This window comes from Janthinobacterium goodfellowi, assembly GCF_051380695.1.
GTDB lineage: Bacteria > Pseudomonadota > Gammaproteobacteria > Burkholderiales > Burkholderiaceae_D > Janthinobacterium.
In genome coordinates this window covers 59,374-83,259 of record NZ_JBNYXN010000008.1, presented here as the reverse complement: position 1 = coordinate 83,259, position 23,886 = coordinate 59,374, and the positions used below count along the sequence as shown (strand labels likewise).

The 23,886-nt window shown below is 62.3% G+C and carries 21 protein-coding genes; 11 read left to right on the top strand and 10 right to left on the bottom strand.

The window, feature by feature from the left end:
• Positions 1-6 precede the first annotated feature (6 nt).
• On the bottom strand, positions 7-435 hold the full coding sequence (gene rplM, locus ACQ4WQ_RS25300) for a 50S ribosomal protein L13 (RefSeq protein WP_010393282.1): 429 nt from the start codon (positions 433-435) through the stop codon (positions 7-9).
• Between the two features lie 225 nt (positions 436-660).
• On the opposite strand from rplM, the gene ACQ4WQ_RS25295 reads away from it, so the two are divergent.
• Positions 661-1,083 carry an OsmC family protein gene (locus ACQ4WQ_RS25295; RefSeq protein WP_436500860.1) on the top strand — a complete coding sequence of 141 codons (423 nt, stop codon included), beginning with the start codon at positions 661-663 and terminating at the stop codon, positions 1,081-1,083.
• A gap of 91 nt (positions 1,084-1,174) precedes the next feature.
• On the opposite strand, the gene coq7 is transcribed toward ACQ4WQ_RS25295, so the two are convergent.
• Together coq7 and ACQ4WQ_RS25285 are read right to left on the bottom strand one after the other, a co-directional pair.
• The gene (gene coq7, locus ACQ4WQ_RS25290) at positions 1,175-1,819 is read right to left on the bottom strand and encodes a 2-polyprenyl-3-methyl-6-methoxy-1,4-benzoquinone monooxygenase (RefSeq protein WP_326458171.1); all 645 of its coding nucleotides are present in this window, start codon (positions 1,817-1,819) and stop codon (positions 1,175-1,177) included.
• Positions 1,820-1,905: 86 nt separating this feature from the next.
• Positions 1,906-2,337 (bottom strand): hypothetical protein, encoded by a 432-nt coding sequence (locus ACQ4WQ_RS25285; protein WP_436500858.1) that lies wholly within the window; start codon positions 2,335-2,337, stop codon positions 1,906-1,908.
• Between the two features lie 148 nt (positions 2,338-2,485).
• Here ACQ4WQ_RS25285 and ACQ4WQ_RS25280 point away from each other — a divergent pair, with 148 nt between their 5' ends.
• From ACQ4WQ_RS25280 to ACQ4WQ_RS25265, 4 genes are all read left to right on the top strand, one after another.
• Positions 2,486-3,265: an ABC transporter ATP-binding protein gene (locus ACQ4WQ_RS25280; protein WP_436500856.1), complete on the top strand. Its 780-nt coding sequence runs from the start codon at positions 2,486-2,488 to the stop codon at positions 3,263-3,265.
• 3 nt (positions 3,266-3,268) lie between these two features.
• Positions 3,269-4,465, top strand: a complete 1,197-nt coding sequence (locus tag ACQ4WQ_RS25275; protein ID WP_326458168.1) for an ABC transporter permease — start codon at positions 3,269-3,271, stop codon at positions 4,463-4,465.
• 181 nt (positions 4,466-4,646) lie between these two features.
• On the top strand, positions 4,647-5,540 hold the full coding sequence (locus ACQ4WQ_RS25270; protein ID WP_070222726.1) for an ABC transporter ATP-binding protein: 894 nt from the start codon (positions 4,647-4,649) through the stop codon (positions 5,538-5,540).
• A gap of 10 nt (positions 5,541-5,550) precedes the next feature.
• A complete protein-coding gene (locus tag ACQ4WQ_RS25265) occupies positions 5,551-9,129 on the top strand; it encodes an ABC transporter permease/M1 family aminopeptidase (protein WP_436500853.1) in 3,579 nt (1,192 codons plus the stop codon).
• Between the two features lie 59 nt (positions 9,130-9,188).
• On the opposite strand, the gene ACQ4WQ_RS25260 is transcribed toward ACQ4WQ_RS25265, so the two are convergent.
• The 4 genes from ACQ4WQ_RS25260 to ACQ4WQ_RS25245 all read right to left on the bottom strand — a co-directional run bounded on the left by ACQ4WQ_RS25260 (position 9,189) and on the right by ACQ4WQ_RS25245 (position 12,846).
• Positions 9,189-9,572, bottom strand: a complete 384-nt coding sequence (locus ACQ4WQ_RS25260) for a hypothetical protein (protein WP_326458166.1) — start codon at positions 9,570-9,572, stop codon at positions 9,189-9,191.
• 170 nt (positions 9,573-9,742) lie between these two features.
• Positions 9,743-11,206 (bottom strand): catalase, encoded by a 1,464-nt coding sequence (locus ACQ4WQ_RS25255; protein WP_436500851.1) that lies wholly within the window; start codon positions 11,204-11,206, stop codon positions 9,743-9,745.
• A gap of 93 nt (positions 11,207-11,299) precedes the next feature.
• Complete coding sequence (locus tag ACQ4WQ_RS25250) at positions 11,300-11,956, bottom strand: DsbA family protein (RefSeq protein ID WP_326458164.1); 657 nt, start codon at positions 11,954-11,956, stop codon at positions 11,300-11,302.
• Positions 11,957-11,976: 20 nt separating this feature from the next.
• Complete coding sequence (locus ACQ4WQ_RS25245) at positions 11,977-12,846, bottom strand: MBL fold metallo-hydrolase (protein WP_436500849.1); 870 nt, start codon at positions 12,844-12,846, stop codon at positions 11,977-11,979.
• Between the two features lie 269 nt (positions 12,847-13,115).
• Here ACQ4WQ_RS25245 and ACQ4WQ_RS25240 point away from each other — a divergent pair, with 269 nt between their 5' ends.
• From ACQ4WQ_RS25240 to pcaC, 4 genes are all read left to right on the top strand, one after another.
• Positions 13,116-14,567: an alkaline phosphatase gene (locus ACQ4WQ_RS25240; RefSeq protein ID WP_436500847.1), complete on the top strand. Its 1,452-nt coding sequence runs from the start codon at positions 13,116-13,118 to the stop codon at positions 14,565-14,567.
• A gap of 29 nt (positions 14,568-14,596) precedes the next feature.
• Positions 14,597-16,006, top strand: a complete 1,410-nt coding sequence (locus ACQ4WQ_RS25235; RefSeq protein WP_326458162.1) for an alkaline phosphatase — start codon at positions 14,597-14,599, stop codon at positions 16,004-16,006.
• Between the two features lie 74 nt (positions 16,007-16,080).
• A complete protein-coding gene (locus tag ACQ4WQ_RS25230) occupies positions 16,081-16,818 on the top strand; it encodes a hypothetical protein (RefSeq protein ID WP_436500845.1) in 738 nt (245 codons plus the stop codon).
• A gap of 59 nt (positions 16,819-16,877) precedes the next feature.
• Positions 16,878-17,276 (top strand): 4-carboxymuconolactone decarboxylase, encoded by a 399-nt coding sequence (gene pcaC, locus ACQ4WQ_RS25225; protein WP_436500843.1) that lies wholly within the window; start codon positions 16,878-16,880, stop codon positions 17,274-17,276.
• Between the two features lie 71 nt (positions 17,277-17,347).
• On the opposite strand, the gene ACQ4WQ_RS25220 is transcribed toward pcaC, so the two are convergent.
• The 3 genes from ACQ4WQ_RS25220 to dprA all read right to left on the bottom strand — a co-directional run bounded on the left by ACQ4WQ_RS25220 (position 17,348) and on the right by dprA (position 21,971).
• Positions 17,348-20,014, bottom strand: a complete 2,667-nt coding sequence (locus ACQ4WQ_RS25220) for a DNA topoisomerase III (RefSeq protein WP_436500841.1) — start codon at positions 20,012-20,014, stop codon at positions 17,348-17,350.
• A 294-nt stretch (positions 20,015-20,308) separates the two neighbouring features.
• Positions 20,309-20,773 (bottom strand): Smg family protein, encoded by a 465-nt coding sequence (locus ACQ4WQ_RS25215; RefSeq protein ID WP_070222738.1) that lies wholly within the window; start codon positions 20,771-20,773, stop codon positions 20,309-20,311.
• A gap of 94 nt (positions 20,774-20,867) precedes the next feature.
• Positions 20,868-21,971 carry a DNA-processing protein DprA gene (gene dprA, locus ACQ4WQ_RS25210; protein ID WP_436500838.1) on the bottom strand — a complete coding sequence of 368 codons (1,104 nt, stop codon included), beginning with the start codon at positions 21,969-21,971 and terminating at the stop codon, positions 20,868-20,870.
• Positions 21,972-22,277: 306 nt separating this feature from the next.
• Between dprA and def the strand changes: the two genes are divergently transcribed.
• Both def and fmt read left to right on the top strand, forming a co-directional pair.
• Positions 22,278-22,820: a peptide deformylase gene (gene def, locus ACQ4WQ_RS25205; protein ID WP_326458157.1), complete on the top strand. Its 543-nt coding sequence runs from the start codon at positions 22,278-22,280 to the stop codon at positions 22,818-22,820.
• Between the two features lie 97 nt (positions 22,821-22,917).
• On the top strand, positions 22,918-23,874 hold the full coding sequence (fmt, locus tag ACQ4WQ_RS25200) for a methionyl-tRNA formyltransferase (protein ID WP_326458156.1): 957 nt from the start codon (positions 22,918-22,920) through the stop codon (positions 23,872-23,874).
• Positions 23,875-23,886 lie beyond the last annotated feature (12 nt).

The window sequence follows — 23,886 nt, the reverse complement described above, 5'->3', positions numbered from 1 at the left end:
AGTTCCTTAGAGAACAAGTGCTTTAGGTTGCTGAGCAGCGTGCGGATGGGAACCTTCCGCGTACACTTTCAGCTTCTTGATCATTGCGTAGCCGAGTGGGCCTTTAGGCAGCATGCCCTTGACCGCTTTCTCAAGCGCGCGACCTGGAAAACGCTGTTGCATTTTCTGGAAGTTGGTTTCGTAGATGCCGCCTGGATAGCCAGAGTGACGGTAGTAAATTTTCTCAGTAGCTTTGGTACCGGTCACACGCAGTTTGCCTGCGTTGATGACGACGATAAAGTCGCCGGTATCGACGTGAGGAGTAAATTCTGGTTTGTGTTTGCCGCGCAGTCGGAGTGCCACTTCGCTGGCAACACGTCCGAGGACTTTGTCCGTCGCGTCAACCACGAACCAATCGCGCTGGACTTCATGTCCTTTAGCGGAAAATGTTTTCATGTTGACTTCCTAATAGATTACACGCTCAAATGGTGGTTCCGCCGATGCTGCTATGCGGACTCTGCCTTATTTACTTTTCCTGAGCGAACGGAAAGCCGACAAGTATAAGCGGCTTTGCCCTGCCGCGTCAAGCCGCAATGCAGACAGGCTGCGGGCTGGCGGCCGGCACATGGATGAGCATTCCTCTATTACAATACAAAACGCTTACAATTTTCGGAGAGTACGATGGAATGCAAAGTCAGCTGGAATGGCCCGTCGGGCATGAGTTTTCGGGCAGAAACCGGCTCCGGCCACCTGGTAACCATGGATGGCGCGCCCGAAGGCGGCGGCCACAACCTGGCGCCACGCCCCATGGAAATGGTCTTGCTGGGCACGGGCGGCTGCACCGCCTATGACGTGGTGCTGATCCTGAAGCGGGGCCGCGAAGCCGTCAGCGGCTGCGAAGTGACCCTGAAGGCCGAGCGCGCCGACACCGACCCGAAAGTATTTACCAAGATCCACTTCCACTTCACCGTGCGGGGCAAGGCCCTGAAACCGACGGCCGTGGAACGGGCCGTGACTTTGTCGCACGACAAATATTGCTCGGCGTCTATCATGCTGGCGAAAACGGCGGAAATCACCCACTCGTTCGAAATCATCGAGGAGTAGGTCGGATTAGCGCGTGAGCGCGTAATCCGACGACACCAACGGCGCCAACAATGTTGTCGGCTTACGCGCGGAATTGCCGCGCTAATCCGACCTACAGGTAATACGCGGTTTTCGTCATCACTTTCCCCATGATGCCCATCAGCGCCTTCACGGGCGCCGGGGTGTCGATGGCGCCCAATCGCTGGGCGGCGGCGCCGTGTTCCACTTCGTCGATGGCCATCTGCTTGACGATGGCGCGCGACTTGGCGTCCTGCGGCGGCAATTCCTGCAGGTGACTGGCCAGGTGCGCTTCCACCTGGCGTTCCGTTTCCACCACAAACCCCAGGCTGCGGCCGTCGCCCATGCGCGCGGCGATGGTGCCCAGCGCAAACGAACCCGCATACCACAGGGGATTGAGCAGGCTCAGACGCGAGCCCAGCTCCGTCAGGCGCTGCGCCGTCCAGGCCAGGTGGTCTTCCTCTTCGCGTCCCGCCTCGTCGAACTGGGCGCGGATGGCCGGGCTGTGCGCATAGCGCGCCTGCGAGTTGTACAAGGCTTGCGCGCACACTTCGCCCACATGGTTGACGCGCATCAAGCCGGCGCTGTGGCGCTGTTCGGCCGGGCTCAGTTCCGCATCGGGCGCATGCGCGGCCGGCGTGGGGCGCGAGGCCGAGGCCACGCCCGCGATGACGCGCAAGGCCTTGTCGGCGCCAACAATCAAACGATCCAGGGGGTCAAAATGGCGGTTCGCGGTCATCGTGGGCTATTCATGTAAGGGAAAACATGAATTATAGGATGATAGCGGCCAGCCGTCCCCACGCCGTGCGCAGGGCGAACGGGGCTTTATTGACCTGTGCGCGCTTTTTCCTGCTCGATCCAGTCCACCACGGGGCCGACGGCATCGAGGCCGGACAGGCTTTTCGCCACGCCCAGGTTCAGTGAAATCAGGAAAGAAATGCTGTCGACGGGGATGTCCGGGCAGTATTCGGCAAACGCGGCACGAAAACGCTCCGATTGCAGCACGCGCAAGACTTTTTCGCCGCTCATGAATTGCAGCACGCTGGCGATGCTGTGCCCGCCGCCTAGCGAGTGGTAAATAAAACGGTTGTACTTCGCGTCGATCAGCTTGAAATCGAGGGTTTCCTCCGTCATCAGGCCGGCCAGATAGTACAGCCCCAGGCTGACGCGGAAGAAACCGATGGCTTCGGCACTGGTCATGCCGGCGCGGGCCACGGCCAGTACCTTGTCCTGCATTGCCTGATCGATCGTTTGCATCGCGCTCTCCCGCGCCGTCCGCCGGCGCCCACCGGGCCAGCTTGCATGAAGATGCTGTTTTTTTCAATAGACCAAACGATATTTCCGCCTTGCAAGTTACATTTTTTGCATGCTACTCTCGTTGTTCACCGTCGAATGGATGAAACACATGATAGAGGTCAAGCACCTGGCAAAACGTTTCCGCATGCCGCCCCACAAGGGCAAGGGCGTGCACGTCAGCGATCCGCGCGAACACGAGGGCTGGTTCCACGCCGTGCGCGACGTCAGTTTCAGCTGCGCCCCCGGCGAAGTGCTGGGCTTGCTGGGTCCGAATGGCGCCGGCAAGACGACCACCTTGCGCCTGCTGTCGACGGCCTTGCAGGCGGACGCGGGCAGCGCCCTCGTCAATGGCGTCGACGTGCTGCGCCAGCCGCTGGTGGCGCGCCAGAGCATCGGCTTCCTGTCCGGCTCGACAGGCTTGTACGGCCGCCTGACGGCGCGCGAGAACGTGGAATACTTTGGCCGCCTGCATGGCATGCCGGCCGACAAGCTGAAACGCCGCTGCGACGAACTGTTTTCCCTGCTGCACATGGAAGAATACGGCAGCAAGCGGGCCGATCAGTTGTCGACGGGCATGAAACAGAAGTGCGCGATCGCCCGCACCGTCGTGCACGAGCCGCAGGTGGTGATCCTCGACGAGCCGACCACGGGCCTGGACGTGATGTCGGCCAAGATCCTGCTCGACTTCATCGCCAGCTACAAGGCGCTGCGCGTGCCGCTGATCTTTTCCACGCACCACCTGCACGAGGTGGAAAAACTGTGCGACCGCGTCTGCATCATCAACCGCGGCACCACCGCCTTCCATGGCACCGTCGACGAACTGCGCCACCTGGGCGGCAGTGCCGATCTGTACGACGCCTTCGTCAGCGTCATCAACCAGGGAGCCTGAGTCATGTGGACCATTTATCTGAAAGAGCTGCTGGAACTCACGCGCGACCGCAAGACGCTGATCTTCACCATCCTCATCCCCATCTTTGCCATGCCGCTGATCTTTGGCGGCTTTGCGTATGTCTCGAACAATATGTTCAAGAACGCCAAGACGGCGGAAATGCGCTATACGCTGTTCGGCAAGGACCATTCGCCGGGCTTGAGCGCGCGTTTTGCGCAGCAGCACAACCTGCGCGAAGTGCCGCTGGCCAGCGAGGGGGAGATCCGCCGCGCCATCGGCGACGACACCATCAAGTTTGCCGTCGTCATTCCGCCCCGGTTTGAAGAGGCGCTGCAGCAACAGCAGCAAGCCAAGGTCACCTTGCACTACAACAGCGCCAGCACGGTCGACGTGACCCAGCAGCGCGTGCGCGAGATCGTCGAGGCCTACAACGCCAGCCTGCGCGAAAGCGCGCTGTCTGCGCTGAACCTGAGTCCGGCCCAGCTGGCCTTTGCCCTGCACCCCATCGTGCTCGACAAACAATCGACGGCCAACGAGCGCGAGCAGATGGGCGCCATCGTCGGCGGCATGCTGCCCTATCTGCTGCTGATGGTATGCCTGACGGCGGCCATGTACCCGGCCATCGACCTGGGCGCCGGCGAAAAGGAGCGGGGCACCCTGGAAACGCTGCTGCTGGCGCCCGTGCCGCGCAGCGCCATCGTGCTGGCCAAATTCCTCGTGCTGTTTACCGTCGGCATGACCTCGGCCGTGCTGATGGTCGGCAGCATGGGCGCCCTGCTGGCCATCTTCGGCAGCTCGCTCGAAGGCAGCATGGCCGTCATGGTGCGCAGCATCGGCTTGCCCGACCTGGCCATGGTGACCCTGATGCTGGTGCCGACGGCCGCCATCTTTGCCTCGCTGCTGCTGTCGATCTCGATCTACGCGAAAAGCTACAAGGAAGCGGCCGGCATGATCACGCCTTTGATGCTGTTCGTCATCCTGCCCACGGTGGCGGCCATGCTGCCCGGCGTCGAGCTGAACTGGATGTGGGCCATGGTGCCGCTGACCAACGTGTCGCTGGCCATGAAGGAACTGGTCAAGGGGACCATGGATTACCGCATGTTCGGCGTGATCCTGGCCTCGACCACGGTCATCGCGGGCGCCCTGCTGATGCTGTGCCGCTGGTGGTTCAACCGGGAGTCGGTGTTGTTCCGTAACTGATACTCTCATGGCGGGCGAAAGGGCCACAAGCGGCCCGCCGTCCACCCCCGCCAACTGCACTCTGGGCATACGAAAATGCCGTGTATCGCATGCAACTGCCCAGTACGTCTTAAATTCAATACAATGCCAGCATAGAGAAGTCCCGTCACATGGGATTGCAACAGCATGAGCAAGGAGTTGTATGGAATTGCAGATTCGCAAATTGTCGAAGACCTACGCGAATGGCGTGGTGGCGCTGGACAACGTTTCGCTGACGATACCGCCCGGGATGTTCGGCTTGCTGGGACCGAACGGCGCCGGCAAGTCGACCCTGATGCGCACCCTGGCCACCTTGCAGGAGTGCGATTCCGGCTCCATCTTCTTCGGCGATTACGACGTGCTCGACGACAAGGACGAGATCCGCCGCATGCTGGGCTACCTGCCGCAAGACTTCGGCCTGTACCCGAAAGTGACAGCTTACGAGCTGCTCGACCACTTCGCCATGTTAAAAGGGCTGTCGCAGCGGGCGCGCCGGCGCGAAGTCGTCGATGGACTCTTGCAGCAAACCAATCTGTTCGACGTGCGCCACCAGCGCCTGGGCGGCTTTTCCGGCGGCATGCGCCAGCGCTTCGGCATCGCGCAAGCCCTGCTGGGCGACCCGAAACTGATCATCGTCGACGAGCCGACGGCCGGCCTCGATCCGCAGGAGAGAGTCCGCTTCCATAATCTGCTGTCCGACATCGGCGAAGACAAGACGGTGATCCTGTCGACCCATATCGTGTCCGACGTGGCCGACCTGTGCGCCAACATGGCCATCATCAACAAGGGCCACTTGCTGCTGTGCGGCAAGACCCAGGAACTGATCGACGAAGTCAGCTGCAAGATCTGGGCGCGCTTTGTCGAAAAGAAAGAACTGGCCAGCTTCCAGCAGCGCCACGCCGTCATTTCCACGCGTTTGCTGTCGGGCCGCACCCTGATCCACGTCTACAGCGACGACGACCCGGGCGACGGCTTCGAGGAAGCCATCGGCGACCTGGAAGACCTGTATTTCGCCACCATTGCCGGGCGCCACCGCGTCGCCCCGCAGTGCGACTGAGGGGGCGGCCATGTTTGCCATCGCCCGCTTTGAAGCGCGACAGCGGCTCAAGCTGCTGTCCACCTGGGTGTATTTCGCCATGTTCCTGGCGCTGGCCATGCTGTGGATGGCGGCCGCCGGCGGCGTCTTCAAGGAAGCGAGCATCAGTTTCGGCGGCAAGTTCCTGATCAACGCCCCCCGTTCGCTGGCGTTCACGTGCAGCCTGCTGGGCTGCTTCGGCGCCGTGGTGGTGGCCGCCATGATGGGCCGCTCGGTGCAGCAGGATTTCGAATACGGCATGCAGCATTTCTTCTTCAGCGCGCCGATCAAAAAATACCAGTACGTGTTCGGCCGCTTCCTCGGCGCCTACCTGGTGCTGGCCGTGGTGTTTTCCAGCATCGTGATCGGTGCCTGGCTGGGCGCCTGGCTGCCCGGCATCGACCCGGAAAGGCTGGGGCCGCAACGGGCGCTGGCCTACCTGATGCCGTATGTATTTACCTTGCTGCCGAACCTGTTCATCTTCGGCGCCATCTTCTTCGTCATCGCGGCCCTGACGCGGCGCATGCTGCCCGTGTACATCAGCTCGGTAGTCATGCTGATCGGCTACCTGGTGGCGCCGTCGCTGGCGCGCGACCTCGACTACAAGACCCTGGCCGCCCTGATCGACCCTTTCGGCACCACGGCGCTGATACGCCTGACGGAATACTGGCCGAACGCGGAGCGCAACGCGCGCCTCGTGACGCTGGAAGGCGTGTATCTGCTGAACCGCGCCATCTGGTCCGGCTTCGCCCTGGTCGCCTTGCTGCTCGGCTACTGGCGCTTCCAGTTCCACGCGACGACGGACGCGGGCGCCACCCGGCGCCGCAGCGAGGGCGAGGCGCCGCAGCGCCTGTCGAACGCTTCGCTGTCCACGCAGGAAACGCCGGACTTCGCGCAGCGCAACCTGGCCGCCCTGCTCCTCAAGATGAGCTGGCTGAACCTGCGCGAAACCATCAAGAACATCTATTTTGTCGTCATCGTGCTGGCCGGCGTGCTGACCATGTATGCGGGCGCGCTGGACATGGGTTCCATGTACGGCACGAATACCTATCCCGTGACGGAAAAGGTGCTGGACATGGTCAGCGCCTCGTTCGCCCTGTTCATGCTGATCATTACCACCTTCTACGCGGGCGAGCTGGTGTGGCGCGAACGGGAAGCGGGCACGTATCTGATGCTCGACGCCCTGCCCGTGCCGAACTGGCTGCCCCTGCTTTCGAAACTGTGTGCGCTGGTCGGCCTGCAAGCCTTGCTGAGCCTGGTCATCATGCTGTGCGGCATGTCGATCCAGGTCTTCAAGGGCTATTACCGCCTCGACCCCGGCCTGTACGTGGAATCGCTGTTCCTGTCGCACCTGCCCTACTATGCGCTGGTCGCCGTGCTGGCCATCTTCGTGCAGGTGCTGATCAATCAGAAATACCTGGCGTATTTCGCCATGATTCTGTACCACATCGCCAGCATCAGCTTTTCCTCGCTGGGTCTGGGCGACCCGCTGCTCTTGTACGGCAGCACGCCCGATGTCGTGTATTCGGCCATGAACGGCGCCGGCCACTTTGTGTTGCGCGAGCGCTGGTACTTGCTGTACTGGAGCGGCGCGGCCGTCATGCTGACGGTGCTATCGCTGCTGTTCTGGCCCCGCGGCGCGCAGGACAGCTGGCGCATCCGCCTGCGCCTGGCGCGCCACGGCCTGACGCATGGCGTGCTGGCCAGCTTTGCCGTCGGCGCCCTGATCTTCGTCGGCGCCGGCGGCGTGCTGTTTTACGTGTTCCACGTGGCCAACGATTACCAGTCCGAATTTTCCCGCGATGCGGACCGCGCCAGCATCGAGCGCCAGTACCGCAAGTTCGCCGCCACGCCGCAGCCGAAAATCACCGACGTGAAACTCGACGTGGCCATCTACCCGGCGCAGCGCACCCTGGCCGTCACGGGCCGCTATGTGCTGCAAAACAAGACCAGCTTGCCGATCAGCCACATTTTTGTGCAACAAGACCCGACGGCCACCATGCGCCTGCGGTTTGACGCGCGCGTGCATCCCGGCCTCGATGACGGCAAGCTGGGCTTTTACAGCTACCGCCTGGCCGCGCCCCTGGCGCCGGGCGCCACCCTGGGCCTCGATTTCGACATCCGCTACGCGCCGCGCGGCATCTTCGGCCTGGGCCAGGACACGCCCGTGGTGGCCAACGGCACCTTCTTCACGAATGCCGTGCTGCCGCACATCGGTTACCAGCCGCAGCAGGAATTGACGGACCCGCGCGACCGCAAGAAACACGGCTTGCCCGCACGCGAACGGGCCTTGCCGCGCGACGACCCGAAGGGATTGGCCGACAACTACATCAGCAACGACGCCGACCGCATCAACTTCGACGCCACCGTCAGCACCGTCGACGGCCAGACGGCCATCGCGCCGGGCATGCTGGACAACGACTGGATCGCCAAGGGCCGCCATTACTTCCATTACACGATGGACCAGCCGATCCTGAATTTCTACGCGTTCCAGTCGGCCCGCTACGCCGTCAAGCACGAGCGCTGGCAAGACGTGGCCATCGACGTGTATTACCATCCTGGCCATGAATACAACCTCGAGCGTTTCGTGCGCGGCAGCAAGGAAGCACTCGAGTACTACACGAAGAACTTCGGCCCCTACCAGCACAAGATCCTGCGCATCGTCGAATTCCCCCGCTACGCCACGTTTGCGCAATCGTTCCCGAACACGATACCGTACTCGGAAGGCCTGGGTTTCATCGCCAAGGTGGACGACAAGAACCCGAAGGATATCGACTATCCGTTCTACGTCACGGCGCATGAAGTGGCGCACCAGTGGTGGGCGCATCAATTGGTGGGCGGCAATACACGGGGCGCCACCGTGCTCAGCGAAACCCTGGCCGAATATTCAGCCCTGATGGTGATGAAGAAAACCGCGGGACCGGCCAAGATGCGCCGCTTCCTGCGCTATGACCTGAATCAATACCTGATGGGGCGCAGCGAGGAACGCAAGAAGGAATTGCCGCTGGCCGAGAATGAAAACCAGGCCTACATCCACTATCACAAGGGCAGCCTGGCCATGTACTTGCTGCAAGACATCATCGGCGAGGACAAGGTCAACGGCGTGCTGCGCGAGCTGCTCAAGACCTACGGCCAGAAAGGCCCGCCGTATGCGAGCGTGACGGCGCTGGTCCAGGGCTTGCGCCAGGTCACGCCGCCCGAGCAGGCTTACCTGATCGATGACCTGTTCGAGAAAATCGTGCTGTTCGACAACCGCGCCCTTGCCGCCACGGCCACGAAACGCAGCGATGGCAAATACGCCGTCACCATGAAGGTGCAGGCAAGCAAATTGACGGCCGGCGAACAGGGCGAGGAACACGACGCGCCGCTGCACGACTGGATCGAGATCGGCGTCGACGACGCGAATGGCCATCCGCTGCTGCGCGAACGGCTGCGCATGACGGCGCGTGAAGCGAGCTACACCGTCATCGTCGGCAGCCGCCCCGGCAAGGCCGGCATCGATCCGGACAACAAGCTGATCGACCGCAAGCCCGATGACAATATGGTCACCGTCGAGCTCGACGAGCCATGACGAAAAATGGCCGCCCGTTTCAATGATGGGCGGCCATTTTTTTGCGTGTCACACGGGAATCAGGCTGCGGCGCAGCGCGTCACCAGGCTCAGGCTGATGCCCATTTCCGTCAGGTGCTGCATGTCGGCCAGGCTCAGGTCGAGCGGCGCATCGACCGTGTCGTCACCGTTCAACTCCAGTTGCAGCTCGGCCACGATGCGCGGCATGGTGAACGTCACGCCGCGCGAGCGGCATTCGGCCAGGTAGCTGCGTATGCGCGAGGGCAACACTTGCGATTTGGGCGCCTGTGCGATCAGCACTTCGAAGCCGGAATCGAGATGCACGCGATTCGCGCCCTTCGCCTCGCCCTTGCGCCATTGCCGCTCCGGATCGGTAGGCAAGACTTCGAGGATGGATTTGAGCGTGGGGTCGTCCCCATGCACGCACAGCTTCGCCATATTCATATTGCAAGACTTTCTAGTCAGGACGCCGCCAGGAAGGCGGCGCGATCATCAGACCGACAAGTCTACGCATGGATATCAAATATGTCCATACGGCAATATTTGATATCAAGCTCTAATTTGTGCCACATCAATAACAGGCGGAACAAGCAAGTTCCGCCTGCAACACGCAATTACAGGGCCACGCCACGCGCCTGCAGGGCGGCCCGCACGCCGGCGCCATAGGCTGGGTCGGCCCGGTCGAAGTGAGCGAGCTGGCGCTGCAAGGTTTCCGGCCGCACCTGACTCAAGGGGCCGGCCAGGTTGTCGAACAGGTTTTGCTTGGCCTGGGCCGACATCAAGCGGAACAGATTGCCGGCCTGCGTGTAATCGTCTTCCACGCCGCGTCCATCGTAGCGGGCCGCGCCGCCAGCCAGCGCCAGCGCCGGCTCACCATGGCCCAGCCCTTGCGGCTGCGTGCCTGCCGCTGCCACGTTCGCGTAATTCTGCGCCGCGCCGCCGTTGTGGATCGCCATGCCGCCATCGCGCTGCTGGTTATGGAAGGGGCAACGGGCCGCATTCACGGGCAAATGCTGGTGGTTCGTGCCGACGCGGTACAGCTGGGCATCGTGGTAGGCGAACAAGCGGCCTTGCAGCATCTTGTCCGGCGAGTATCCCATGCCGGGCACGGCGTTGGCCGGCGAAAAGGCGGCTTGTTCGACTTCCGCGTGGTAATTGTCCGGATTGCGGTTCAGCTCGAAAATACCGACGGGCAACAGCGGGAAGTCCGCGTGCGGCCACACCTTCGTCAGGTCGAACGGGTTCCAGCCCGTGCGCTGCTCCCAGGCATCGAGTTGCTCCTGCGTCGCCACCTGCAGCTTGACTTCCCACTGGGGGAAATCGCCGCGTTCGATGGCGCCGAACAGGTCGCGCTGGGCATAGTCGGGATCGGCACCGGCCAGGCGGCCCGCCTCCGCCGCAGGCAAATTCTTGATGCCCTGGCGCGTCTTGAAGTGCCATTTCACGTACACACGCTGGCCGTCCGCATTGATCAGGCTATACGTGTGGCTGCCGAAGCCATCCATGTGGCGGTAGCCGTCCGGCGTGCCCCGGTCCGAGAACAGCATGGTAACCTGGTGCAGGCTTTCCGGCGCATGGCTCCAGAAGTCGAACATCATCTCGGCCGATTTCAGATTGCTTTGCGGATCCCGCTTTTGCGTGTGGACGAAATCGGGGAACTTGATCGGGTCCTTGATGAAGAACATCGGCGTGTTGTTGCCGACCAAGTCCCAGTTGCCCTCTTCCGTATAGAAACGCACGGCGAAGCCGCGCGGGTCGCGTTCCGTGTCTGCACTGCCGCGTTCGCCGCCGACGGTGGAAAAGCGGGCGAAGGTGGCCGTCTGCTTGCCCACTTCGCTGAACAGCCTGGCCTTGGTGTAGCGCGAGATGTCGTGCGTGACGGTAAAGGTGCCGTAGGCGCCCGAGCCTTTGGCGTGCACGACGCGCTCGGGGATGCGCTCGCGGTTGAAATGCTGGAGTTTTTCGATCAGGTGGAAGTCTTGCAGCAGCAGGGGGCCGCGGGGACCGGCGCTGATGGAGTTCTGGTTGTCGGCGACGGGGATGCCCGAGGCGGTACTGAATGGCGGCTGTTGGCTCATGACTGCTTTTCCTTCGTTGTTGACTAATGAAACCAGTGTAACGAGGTCAACAACAAAGGAAAAGTTAATTGATTTTATCGAACCGATAGCTATTTACAATGCACAACCGTGGCCATCGCACACGCCGCCCAGTTCCGCCTGCAACTTCGCCGGCTGGCCCAGGAAGCCACCGATATCGATCACGGACAGCTTGCCGCTGCCATCGTCGAGCACGAACGTGGGAAAGCCCTGCCCGCCCACCTGCGCCAGCAGGGCGCGGCTGGCATCGATGTGCCGTTGCGTGGCGGCGCCCGTCTGCCGCGCATACTCGGCCTGGAATGCCGTCCCATCCATGCCCAGATCTTGCGCCAAGGACACCAGCACGGGCACGTCGGCGATGCGCAAGCCGTCCACGTAATGGGCGCGCTGCACGCGCTGCAGCATGTCCAGACCCTTGCCGGCCAGCGATTCAGCCGCCAGGATGGCCGTGATCGGCGGTTCGGAATCCATCATGGCCGTCGTATCGTTCAGCAAGCCGTTGATGTAGGCGTCGCCGAAGGGCTGGCCCGACAATTGCTCGATGCGCCGGTCATGCGGCAGCACATAGCCTCGCCATGCGGGCGTGATCTGGCGGCGATTGCTGCCCGTCATCATGCCGCCGCCGTGGAAGGCCACCGTCAGGCCGGGCACGGCGCGCGCCGCCTCGACCAGCGGCGCGGCGCCGTAGCACCAGCCGCACAGGGGGTCGAAAATGTAGTGCAGTGTGGGCATGGAGACCTCCTTGTTGCCGCTTACCATTTCATTTCACCCTTTGCCACCTTGGCGCTCGTTTCCAAAGCGCCATCCAGGCCGAGTTGCGGGTAGTGCTGTTTCATGGCGGCGATCAGGGCGGCCGAGTTGGCGGCCTTGGCCGTTTCCGCTTCGAACGTCACCAGGTAGTCACGCGTAAAACCGATGCTGTCGGGCGTCAGGGACGAACCGACCTTGAAGTGGCCAGGCACGACGGTCACAGGTTTCAGGGCCGCGATACCATCGAGGGTCTTGAGCCAGTCCTGGCGCGATTGCACGCTTTGCGTATCGGCCGTCCACACGTGCAAGTTGCCAAACAGTACCACGCCGCCGACGACGGCCTTGATCGATGGAATCCACACATAGGTGCGCGCTGGCGTCGGGCCGGCGATGTCGAGCGACTGGCCTTCCAGGCTGATGCGCTTGCCTTTCAAGGCTTCGGGAATGACGATGGCGTGCGGCGCATTGTCCTTCAAAATCGGGCCCCAGTAGGCGACCTTGGCGTCGGCCTTGCGGCGGATCTCGGCCACGGTTTCCGGCGTGGCGACGATCTTTGCCTGCGGGAACGCCGCCTTGATCACATCGAGGCCAAAGTAAAAATCGGGATCGCTGTGGCTGATGTACACGGTCGTCAGTTTCTTGCCGCTGGCGCGGATCTTTTCCACCAGCTTTTGCGCTTCGGCGCGCGAAAACTGCGCATCGATCAGCACGGCGTCATGCTTGCCCGCCACCAGCACGGAAGCGACGGGGAAAATCGCCGCTTCGCCCGGGTTGAATACTTCCAGGCTCAAGGGAGCGCTGGCGGCGGCCGAAGCGGCGCCGGCGGCAAACAGGGTGGAAACAAGAACGCTGCTGATGGATTTGGAGAACATGATGTGCCTTCACAAGATGATTGGGATGAGGACATCTTACGTTGCTTTATTCGGCAGAAAAACCCGCTAAATCGCAATAGTTTGTTGCTTATTTCGATGTAATCTACCGATGGCGGACACGGTACGGTGTATTTTTCCGGCGTAGACGTGCGCGAAAGCCACGCCGCTGCGGCGGTGTGGCGCCGTCACAAAACATGTCACAGCGTCATGAGGGTGTCACATTGGATTGCTATCTTGCTAGCTCTTTCAAACCTAGCCGGATGAACCACATGACACGCAGAAAATTTTCCGTCGCTGGCTGCAGCGTCGCCATCACCCTGATGCTGGCCGCCTGCGGCAGCGATGCCAAAAAAGAAGAGGTAGTGGCTGAAGCACCGCCGAAAAACGTCATCTTCTTCCTCGGCGATGGCATGGGCCTGACCACCATGACGGCCGCGCGCATCTATTCGGTGGGCGAAGACGGCTCGCTGACCATGGATACCCTGCCGGAAACGGCCTTCGTCAAGACGTTCTCGAACGACGCGCAAGTGACCGACAGCGCGCCATCGATGGCCGCCTACATGACCGGCGTCAAGATGAACAATGAAGTCATTTCCATGTCCGCCAACACGGTCGCCATCGATCCGGGCACGGATGCGAACGGCAACAAGCTGGTCAACAAATGCGGCACCGGCAACGGCACGCCCGCCACCACCCTGCTGGAACTGGCCAAGGCCAAGGGCTTTGCCGCCGGCGTCGTCAGCACGGCGCGCGTGACGCACGCCACGCCGGCCGCGACCTACGCGCACATCTGCCACCGCGATCTGGAAAACGATATCGCCGCGGCCCTGGTGCCAGGCGGCACGGGCTACAACAGCGCGCTGGGCACCACCGGCCTGGAAGTGGTTCTCGGTGGCGGCGCGCAATTCTTCAAACCGTTCAAGGATGGCGGCAAGCGTTCCGACGACCGCGACCTGGTGGCCGAACTGAAAGCGAAGAGCTACACGGTCGCCAATAACGCCACCGACTTCAAGGCCGTCGATCCGGCCAAGACGGACCGTCTGTTCGGCGTGTTCACTTCCAGCCACATGAGCTACGACCTGGACCGCGATGCGGCCAAGGAACCTAGCCTGGCGGAAATGACCACCAAGGCCATGGACGTGCTGGCCAAGAACAAGAAGGGTTACTTCCTGATGGTCGAAGGCGGCCGCATCGACCATGCGCTGCACGAAACGACGGCCAAGAAGGCGCTGCAAGACACGGTCGCTTTCGACAACGCCATCAAGGCCGCTATCGAAAAAGCCAAGCTCACCGATCCGACCCTGGCCAATACCCTGATCGTCGTCACGGCCGACCATGACCACACCCTGGTGCTGAACGGCTACGCCAAGCGCACGGGCAAGACGGCTGCCGGCAACCCTGGCGTGCTGGGCGTGGTGAAGAACTACGTCACCGGCGCGGTCGAGAAGGACCTGGACGGCGCACCGTATTCGATCATCGGCTTCGGCAATGGCGAAAACCGCACGCAGTCGAGCCGCGCCGCCATGGCCAGCCTCGATGAAACCGTCACCAGCGCCAATACCTACCACCAGGAAGCGGTGATCCGCACCACGGCAGGCAACGAAACCCACGGCGGCACCGACGTCTTCCTGGGCGCCATCGGCAAGGGTTCGGAAACCTTCCTGGGCACCATCGACAACACCAAAGTATTCGGCCTGGTCAAGACCGCCGGCGGTCTGTAATCCCCAAGAGACAAGAATTGGACAAGCACATGAAACTCGCATTGAAACCCGCCCTGAAACTCTCCTTGCTGACCACGCTCGTGGCCGCCAGCGTCGCCAGCGCCTACGCCGCCGATGCCAAGAACGTCATCTTCTTCCTCGGCGACGGCATGGGCCCGTCCGTCGTGACGGCGTCGCGCATCTACAAATACGGCGAAGACGGCAGCCTGACGATGGACACGCTGGAACGCACGGCGCGCATCAAGACGTTCTCGAACGATGCGCAAACGACGGACAGCGCGCCATCGATGGCCGCCTACATGACCGGCGTCAAGATGAACAATGAAGTCATCTCGATGGCGCAGGACACGATCGCCAAGGAACCCGGCCGCGATGCCAACGGCAACCTGGGCGTGGACAATTGCCCGGCCGGCGGCAAGACCGTACCGACCATCCTGGAACTGGCGAAAGCCAAGGGCAAGGCCGTGGGCGCCATCACCACCACGGAATTGACGCACGCCACGCCGGCGACGACGTTCTCGCACATCTGCAACCGCAATGCGCAATACGCGATCGCCGCGCAAACGGCGCCAGGCGGCGCCGGCTACAACGCAGCCCTCGGCGATGGCGTCGACGTGCTGATGGGTGGCGGCCGCAACCACTTCACGCCTTGGTCGACGAGCAACAAGTACGGCCGCGCCGATGGCCGCAACCTGCTGACGGAATTTGCCGCCAAGGGCTACACCGTGGCCGCGACGAAAGCGGAAATGGCGGCAGCGCCGAGCGGCAAGAAGTTCATCGGCCTGTACAGCACCCGCAGCCACCTCGAATATGAACTGGACCGCACGGCCACGCCGCCGCTGGGCGAAGGCGCGACCCAGCCTAGCCTGTCGGAAATGACGCTCAAAGCCATCGACTTGCTGTCGAAAAACACGAACGGCTACTTCCTGATGGTCGAAGGCGGCCGCATCGACCACGCCTTGCACGGCATCAACGCCAAGCGCGCGCTGACGGACACCATCGCCTTCGACGACGCCATCAAGGCGGCCATCGCCAAGATCAAGGAAACCGACCCGACCCTGGCCAATACCCTGATCGTCGTCACGGCCGACCATGACCACACGCTGGCCTTCAACGGCTACGGCAAGCGCGGCAACCCTATCCTCGACATCAACCGCGGCTACAAGGATAACCAGCCAAGCAAGGATGCCGATGGCAATACCTACACCACCCTGGTCTTCGGCAATGGCCCGAACCGCCCTGATTTGCGCAGCAACGTCGACAGCGCCACGGCCCTGAAAGACAACTACCTGCAAGAAACAGGCGTGCGCCTGGCCAGCGAAACCCACGGCGGCGGCGACGTCAAGCTGCTGGCCACGGGCGCCGGCGCCAAGTCCTTCAAGGGCACCCTGGACAACACCAAGGTGTTCGACTTGCTGAAGGCGGCCTTCGGCTTCTGATCCGCATCAACACGGTAACCCCACCGGGGCGGATGGCGTATGCCCTCCGCCCCTCTGCACGTAAAGGCAACACCATGAAATCGTCCCTGATCGCCGTCCTCCTGGCCGCCGGCTTTGCCGCCAGCGCCCAAGCCGCTCCCGCCACGCCTTCCGCCCCTGCCGACCTGGACCTGGGCATCACCTATTACAGCCGCGTCCTGACGCCGGAAGGCGTGACGCGCGAAAGCCGCTACGAAGAAAAGATGCTGCGCCGCCCCGGCCACGTGTGGGTCGAGCGCGTGCTGGCGCCATCGACGGACGCGCATGCGGGCCACAAGCATGGCGACAACACCAAGGTGGCCCTGAAAACGTCGACTGCGGCCACGCAGCATGAACACAAGCACTTCAATCCCGTGCTGATACCGCGCCACGTGATGCTGGAAAAGAACACGGTGCGCGTGGAATACATCGACGCGCATGACAAGATCGTCGTCTCGATTCCCAAGGCCGAGTACGAAAACGTCAATTTCGACGGTTCCTGGGAAAACAGTTTTTATCTGCTGGACCCGAAACTGGTGGCCGCCATGCCGCTGTCGAAACAGGCATCGAACGTGACGGGCGCGCGCTGGCGCGAAGTGGAAAAGAATGGCGTGTTCCAGCGCATCCTGTGGGATGAGCAAAAGCAGATTCCCCTGATCATCGAAAGCGGCGACCGCGCCAACACGTTCTATCGCCGGGTCGACGTCAAGCTGCAGCCGACCATCAGCAAGGCGCAGCCGTGGGCGAATTTGCAGAATTACGCGCAGCGCGAATACTCGGACTATCTCGACTAAGCTTGACCACCCCATGCCGGCTCGCTAGTATCGAAAACGTACAGCAACGGGAGCGCGGCATGGATGAACAATTCGAGAATGGTTTGCGCATGCGCAAACAAGTGATGGGCGACGCCTTTGTCGAGCGCGCCTTTGCCCAGGTGGACGCCTTCACGGCGCCCTTGCAGGACTTCGTCACGCGCAATGCCTGGGGCACGACCTGGTGCCGCGACGGCCTGGACTTGAAAACGCGCAGCCTGGCGACGATCGCCATGCTGACGGCCCTGGGCCGCGCCCAGGAGCTGCGCGGCCACGTGCGCGGCGCCGTCAACAATGGCGCCTCCATGCAGGAAATCCAGGAAGTGCTGCTGCACGCGGCCGTGTATTGCGGCATGCCGCTGGCCATCGACGCCTTCCGCTCGGCGCATGAAGTACTCAAGGAAATGGGCCTGGTGGCGCCGGCCACACCGCCAGCCTGACCATTGCCCCATCAAATCGGGACGTAAAAAAAGCCAGGGAAATCCCTGGCTTTTGTCTGGCTGGCGTCGAATTACTCCGCCGCTGCCGCCTTCTTCGCCGGCGCCTTCCTGGCGGCCGGCTTTTTCACGGCCGTGGCCTTCTTGGCTGGCGCCTTTTTGACGGCTGCCGCTTTCTTGACGGCCGTTTTCTTCGCTGGCGCCGCGCCTTCTTCGCCTTCGACCTCGGCCGCTGCGGCCTTGGTCTTGGCGCCCGGCTTGGCCTTGCGCTCTTCAAACTCGAAGCTCACCTTGCCATCCTTGCCGCGCACGAGGAAAGCCTTGAACGGACGGCGCGTGCGCTGCGATACAAAGCCCGGCAGCAAGTCCGTCTTGCCATCGTTGAGCAGTTTTGCCATTTGTTCCGGCAAGATTTCCTGCTGCAAGATGATGCGGCCGCTGCGGAAATCGCACGTCTTCGGCTTGGCCACGCTGTGTTCACACACATAGGCCAGGCCCATTTCATACACGCCGGCATTGCACTTGGGGCACGGTCCCACAGGCGTCTGGCCCGTGAAATCGACGCCTTCGCCATCTTCGCTCTCGTCGTTCTGGCCGAAATCGAATTCCAGCTTGAAGTTCTTGATCTCTTCATCGCGCACGATGCGCAGGATGGCGGCGAACGGACGGCCCATCTTCGAGCGGAAGCCTTGCAGCGGGCCGATGGTGCGGTCCTTCAGCAATTGCTCCACTTCGGCGATTTCGAACTGGCGCGAGCCCGGTGTCTTGCTCATCGAGAATTCGCACTTGGTGCAGGCGAAACGACGGTAGTTTTCCTTCACCACGCCGCCGCAATTCGGGCACGGCGTTTCCAAGGTGGCATAGTCGCCGGGAATCGTGTCGTTGTCGTATTCCTTGGCGCGCTTGACGATGATTTGCGTCATTTGCGCGATTTCACGCATGAATTCTTCGCGCGAAATCTTGCCTTTTTCCATCTGCGACAGCTTGTATTCCCACTCGCCCGTCAACTCCGGCGCCGTCAATTCGTTGACGCCCAGGCCTTTCAACAAGGTCATCAGCTGCGACGCCTTGGCCGTCGGAATCAGTTCGCGGCCTTCGCGGATCAGGTAGCGTTCCGTCAGCAAGCCCTCGATGGTGGCCGCGCGCGTGGCCGGGGTTCCAAGACCCTTGCCGGCCATCGCGTCGCGCAGCTCGTCGTCGTCGATCAGCTTGCCGGCGCCTTCCATGGCCGACAGCAAGGTCGCTTCCGTGAAGCGCGCGGGCGGCTTCGTCACCAGGCCGTTGGCGCTGACACTTTCCGTCTGCACCTTCTCGCCCTTGGCCACGGGCACCAGGTTGCCGTTGCCATTGCTTTCCTTGTCGGCGTCCGTCGACGCTTCCTTGCCGTAGATAGCCAGCCAGCCCGGATTGGTCATGACCTTGCCTTCAGTCTTGAACTGATGGCCGGACACTTCCGTGTAGCGCGTGGTGACCTGGAATTCCGCAGGCGGGAAGAACACGGCCATGAAGCGGCGCGTGACCAGGTCGTACAGCTTCTGTTCCGGCTCGGACAGATTCTTTGGCGCGATCGTCGTCGGGATGATCGCGAAGTGATCCGAGATCTTCGTGTTGTCGAAGATGCGCTTGTTCGGCTTGACCCAGCCCTTGTCGATGATCTGCTTGGCGAACTGGTGGTAGTTGCTGTTTTCCTTGACCGTTTCCAGCGCCTGCAGCACGGTCGGCATGTAGTCTTCCGGCAAGTGGCGCGAATCGGTACGCGGATACGTCAATACCTTGTGCTTTTCATACAGCGCCTGGGCCAGGCCCAGGGTGTTCTTGGCGGAGAAGCCGAAACGCGAGTTCGCTTCGCGCTGCAGGCTGGTCAGGTCGAACAGGCCCGGCGCCATCGAGGTGGTCGGTTTCGATTCTTCCGTGACGGTGCCTTGGCGGCCGCGGCAGGCGGTGGCGATCGAGTCGGCAGCCGTCTTGCTCCACAGGCGCTCGGCGCGCTTCTCGGGGTCGTTCTCGTCCTTCTTGAACTTCGTGTCGAGCCAGCGGCCTTCATAGATGCCGGCCGCGCAGACGAATTCGGCGCGCACTTCCCAGAAGTCGCGCGGCACGAATTTCTTGATCTTGTCTTCGCGTTCGACCACGATGGACAGGGTCGGCGTCTGCACGCGGCCCACGGTGGTCAGGTAGAAGCCGCCTTCTTTCGAATTAAACGCCGTCATGGCACGCGTGCCATTGATGCCGATCAACCAATCGGCTTCCGAACGGCAGCGGGCCGCGTCGGCCAGCGGCAGCATTTCTTCGTCGCTGCGCAGGTGCGAGAAACCGTCGCGGATGGCGCCCGGCGTCATCGACTGCAGCCACAGGCGCTTGACCGGCTGTTTGGCCTTGGCGTTTTGCGCGATCAGGCGGAAAATCAGCTCGCCTTCGCGCCCCGCATCGCATGCGTTGATGAGGGTGCTTACGTCTTTGCGTTTGATCAGCTTGTTTAATACTTTGAGGCGCGCTTCCGTCTTGGCGATCGGGTTCAGCGCGAAATACGGTGGAATCATCGGCAAGTGCGCGAAACTCCATTTGCCGCGCTTCACGTCGAATTCTTCCGGCACGGCGATCTCCAGCAAGTGGCCGACCGCCGACGACAGGACGTATTCATCCGATTCAAAGTACTCATCGTGCTTGGTGAAGCCGCCAAGCGTCTTCGCGATATCGTTCGCGACAGAAGGCTTCTCGGCGATGATGAGGGTTTTTGTCATATTTTTTAGTCTCGAAAAATGCTCTAGGATAGTTTCAGCATGCGCATCATACAGTGCATTGCCAGGCGCCGACGCTTTTGTCTGCGCAAGGCCCTGTGACTTGTGGTCTTGTCAAGCGGCCAATGATAAGCGCCTATTGAAGAATTCGGCAAGTTATCTGCAAGCAAGAATGCGCAAGCGCAAACACAATGGTCTGGCGTGCGCGCCGGTGCAGTGCATCTTAAAGGGGATGGCGCGGCAGCGGCGCCAGGGTCAGGCCAACAGCCGCAGCGCAGCCAATGACGACACTATATATTAGTGCAATAAGCGGGGAGGCAAGTCTTCGTCGTCGACGAACAGGTCATCGAACATCAAGGCGTCCGGTTCCTTGCCCTGGCTCCACAGCAGCATCAGCACGATGACTTTCAGCTTGCCCAGCGACACGGGTGCCTCGTCGAGCGCCAGCGCCCGTTCGATGACGATTTCGCGCTGCAGCGGCGAGAGCACCTTGGCGCTTTCCAGGAACTGGATGAAACCGATGGCGGCCGTGCCCAGCACGTCGCTTTCCTGCTGCACATAGAAGCGCGTGCCCGTGGAACTGGCCGTCAGGGTTTGCTCGGCGCCGGCCATGGCGTTCAAGTCCGTCAGCCAGACGAGCGCTTCGGAAATCTCCACGTCGTCGAAACCGACGGCCGACAGTTTGCGCGCCAGGACGGCCGGCTCGGGGCAGGCATCGGGGCGATAGTAAGTCTCGTAGAGGTACACCAGGATATCGAACATGGCTCTACTCTAGCAGCTAAGTTCGCTAAGACACAAGGGCGCACACCGACAAAGCGCCCCCGTGCGGCAAGGCCGCCACACAAGTGACAAGCTGTCATTTGCAGCGTTGAAACAGTCCTCCCGGCAAGCGTTCAACCAGGCCCGCCAGCTCCAGCGCCAGCAATTCCCCCATCAACGCGCCCATGGCCAGGCCGCTGCGCGCAGCCAGGGTATCGGCATCGTGCGGGTCGTGGCCCAGCGCGGCCAGCAGCGGCGGTTCGTCTTCCACCGCGGCCTGCACGCTGGGGACGCTGCCCAGCCATTGCAGCTCTTGCAGCACGTCATCGGCCGACTCGACCAGCTTGGCGCCCTGCTTGATGAGCGCATGGCAACCCTTGGCCAAAGTCGAGTGGATGGAACCGGGCAAGGCGTACACGTCGCGCCCCTGCTCGCCGGCCAGGCGCGCCGTGATCAGGGAACCCGATTGCGCGGCCGCCTCGATCACCAGCACGCCGCGCGCCAGGCCGCTGATCAGGCGGTTGCGGCGCGGAAAGTTCCCCGGCATGGCCGGCAAGCCCAGCGCGTATTCGCTGACGATGCAGCCTTGTTCGGCAATTCTTTGCGCCAGATCAAGGTTGCGTCGTGGATACACCAGATCGGCGCCTGTGCCGATCACGGCGACGGTGCCGCCCGCGTCGCGCAAGCCGCCCTCGTGCGCGTGCGTGTCGATGCCCAGCGCCAGCCCGGAAATGATGGTCAAGCCTGCCGCGCTCAGCGCTTGCGCGAAGGCGGCCGCATTCTGCATGCCTTGCGCGCTGGCATTGCGGCTGCCGATGATGGCCACGCCGGGACGCGACAGCAGTTCCGCCCGCCCCCGCACATATAACAACAGCGGCGGATCGGCGATTTCCAGCAGCAGGGGCGGATACGCGGCATCGGCCAGGGTCAGCACGGCATTTCCAGGCCGCTGCAGCCACTGCAGGGTGAGTTCCAGCTGGCTGTTGGCCACCGGCTTGGGCGGCTGCACGATGGCGCGCGCCACGCTGGCCGGCACCACCTCGCGCAAGGCCTCGAACGGCGCGGCAAAGATATCCGGCGGCAAGCCGAAGCGGGCCAGCAAGGCGCGCGCCGCCACCGGCCCCACGCCGGGCAGATGCTGCAGGCGCAGCCAGCCCGCCAGTTCCGTGGCCGTGTCCGCCCTCGTTGCGATTGCATGCATGACAACCTCGTTGTGTACTGTGCCATCCCATGCTAGCGCCATGGCGCGCACGCGATACCGACGCGCGCAAGGATGCGTGCAATGGCGCCGCAAAACGGCCCGCCGTCCACAGGGCCATGGGCGTCTGTGATAAAATTTCCCTTTGCAGCAAACGAATAGCGCACTGGCAAACGCATCTGCCGCGCCGTTGCGCCACACGCGCCCAACCGTAGCGTACTCAAAAATAAAATAGCCCTGCCATCGTCCGCATGGCCCAGGCATGAATAATCCGGCGCACCGGCGCCCACCTTAACCAGTCGAATCCGTATGTCCATATTAAATATCCTGCGTTACCCCGATCCTCGTCTGCACACGATCGCCAAGCCCGTCACCGAGTTCGACGCGCGCCTGCAAACCCTGATCGATGACATGGCAGAAACCATGTACGACGCTCCTGGCGTCGGCCTGGCCGCGTCGCAAGTGGACGCGCATATCCAGATGATGGTGATCGACATCACCGAAGAGAAAAACCAGCTGCAAGTATTCGTCAACCCGGAAATCACCTGGGCTAGCGAAGAAAAGCAGGTCTACGACGAAGGCTGCCTGTCCGTGCCCGGCGTCTACGATGGCGTCGAGCGCCCGGCCCGCATCAAGGTGCGCGCCCTGGACCGCCACGGCAAGCAGTTCGAGCTGGAAGCCGATGGCTTGCTGGCCGTCTGCATCCAGCATGAGATGGATCATTTGCTGGGCAAGGTATTCGTCGAATACCTGTCGCCGCTCAAGCGCAACCGCATCAAGACCAAGATGATCAAGGAAATCCGCGGTCTCGAGCGCGAAGCGAGCCTGCGCGCACAGAACCGCCGTTTCTAAGCTACTGCTGATAGACTAAGCAGCAACAGTAGTCGTTACACCACGCCAGCCTGGCGCCCTCGGGCGCGGGCCTGCGCACCTCACGTCAAGGAACCATATGAAAGTGATCTTCGCAGGCACGCCTGAATTCGCCGCCACGGCACTGAAAGACTTGCACGAAGCGGGATTTGAGATTCCGCTGGTGCTGACCCAGCCCGACCGCCCCGCCGGACGCGGCATGCAGCTGCACGCTTCGGCCGTCAAGCAGTACGCGCAGCAGCATGGCATCGAGGTGCTGCAGCCGCTGTCCCTGCGCATGGACAGCAAGGATCCGCAACGCGCCGCCGAGGCAAAGGCGGCCCACGAACGCCTGCTGGCCCTTGACTACGACGTGATGGTGGTGGCGGCTTACGGCTTGATCTTGCCGCGCAGCACGCTCGACATCAAACCCTGCATCAATATCCACGGTTCCCTGCTGCCGCGCTGGCGCGGCGCCGCACCGATCCACCGCGCCATCGAGGCCGGCGACGATGAAACGGGCGTGACCATCATGCAGATGGAAGAAGGCCTCGACACGGGCCCCATGCTGGCCATCGAGCGCACGCCCATCGAAGCGGGCGACTCCACCGCCACCCTGCACGACAAATTGGCCAAACTGGGCGGCAAGATGATCGTCGAGACCCTGCGCAAGATGCAGCAGCAGCCGCTCGAAGCCGTGCCGCAGCCGGAAGCGGGCGTCACCTATGCGGCAAAGATCGCCAAGGAAGAAGCGGCGCTCGATTTCAGCCAGCCTGCGCTGGAACTGGGCCTGAAGATCCGCGCCTTCAATCCGTTTCCCGGCGCCTGCGGCCAGGTCGATGGCACCACCATCAAGATCTGGGCCGCCGAGGTACTCGAAGCGGACAGCAAGGAAGCGCCGGGCCAGGTGCTGGCGGCCGACGCCCAGCACGGCATCGTCGTGGCCTGCGGCAATGGCTCCCTGCGCCTGACGGAACTGCAAAAACCGGGCGGCAAGCGCTTGCCCGCAGCCGAGTTCATCAAGGGATTCCCCCTCGAAGGCAAGCGTTTCGTTTAATTCAGCCATCGA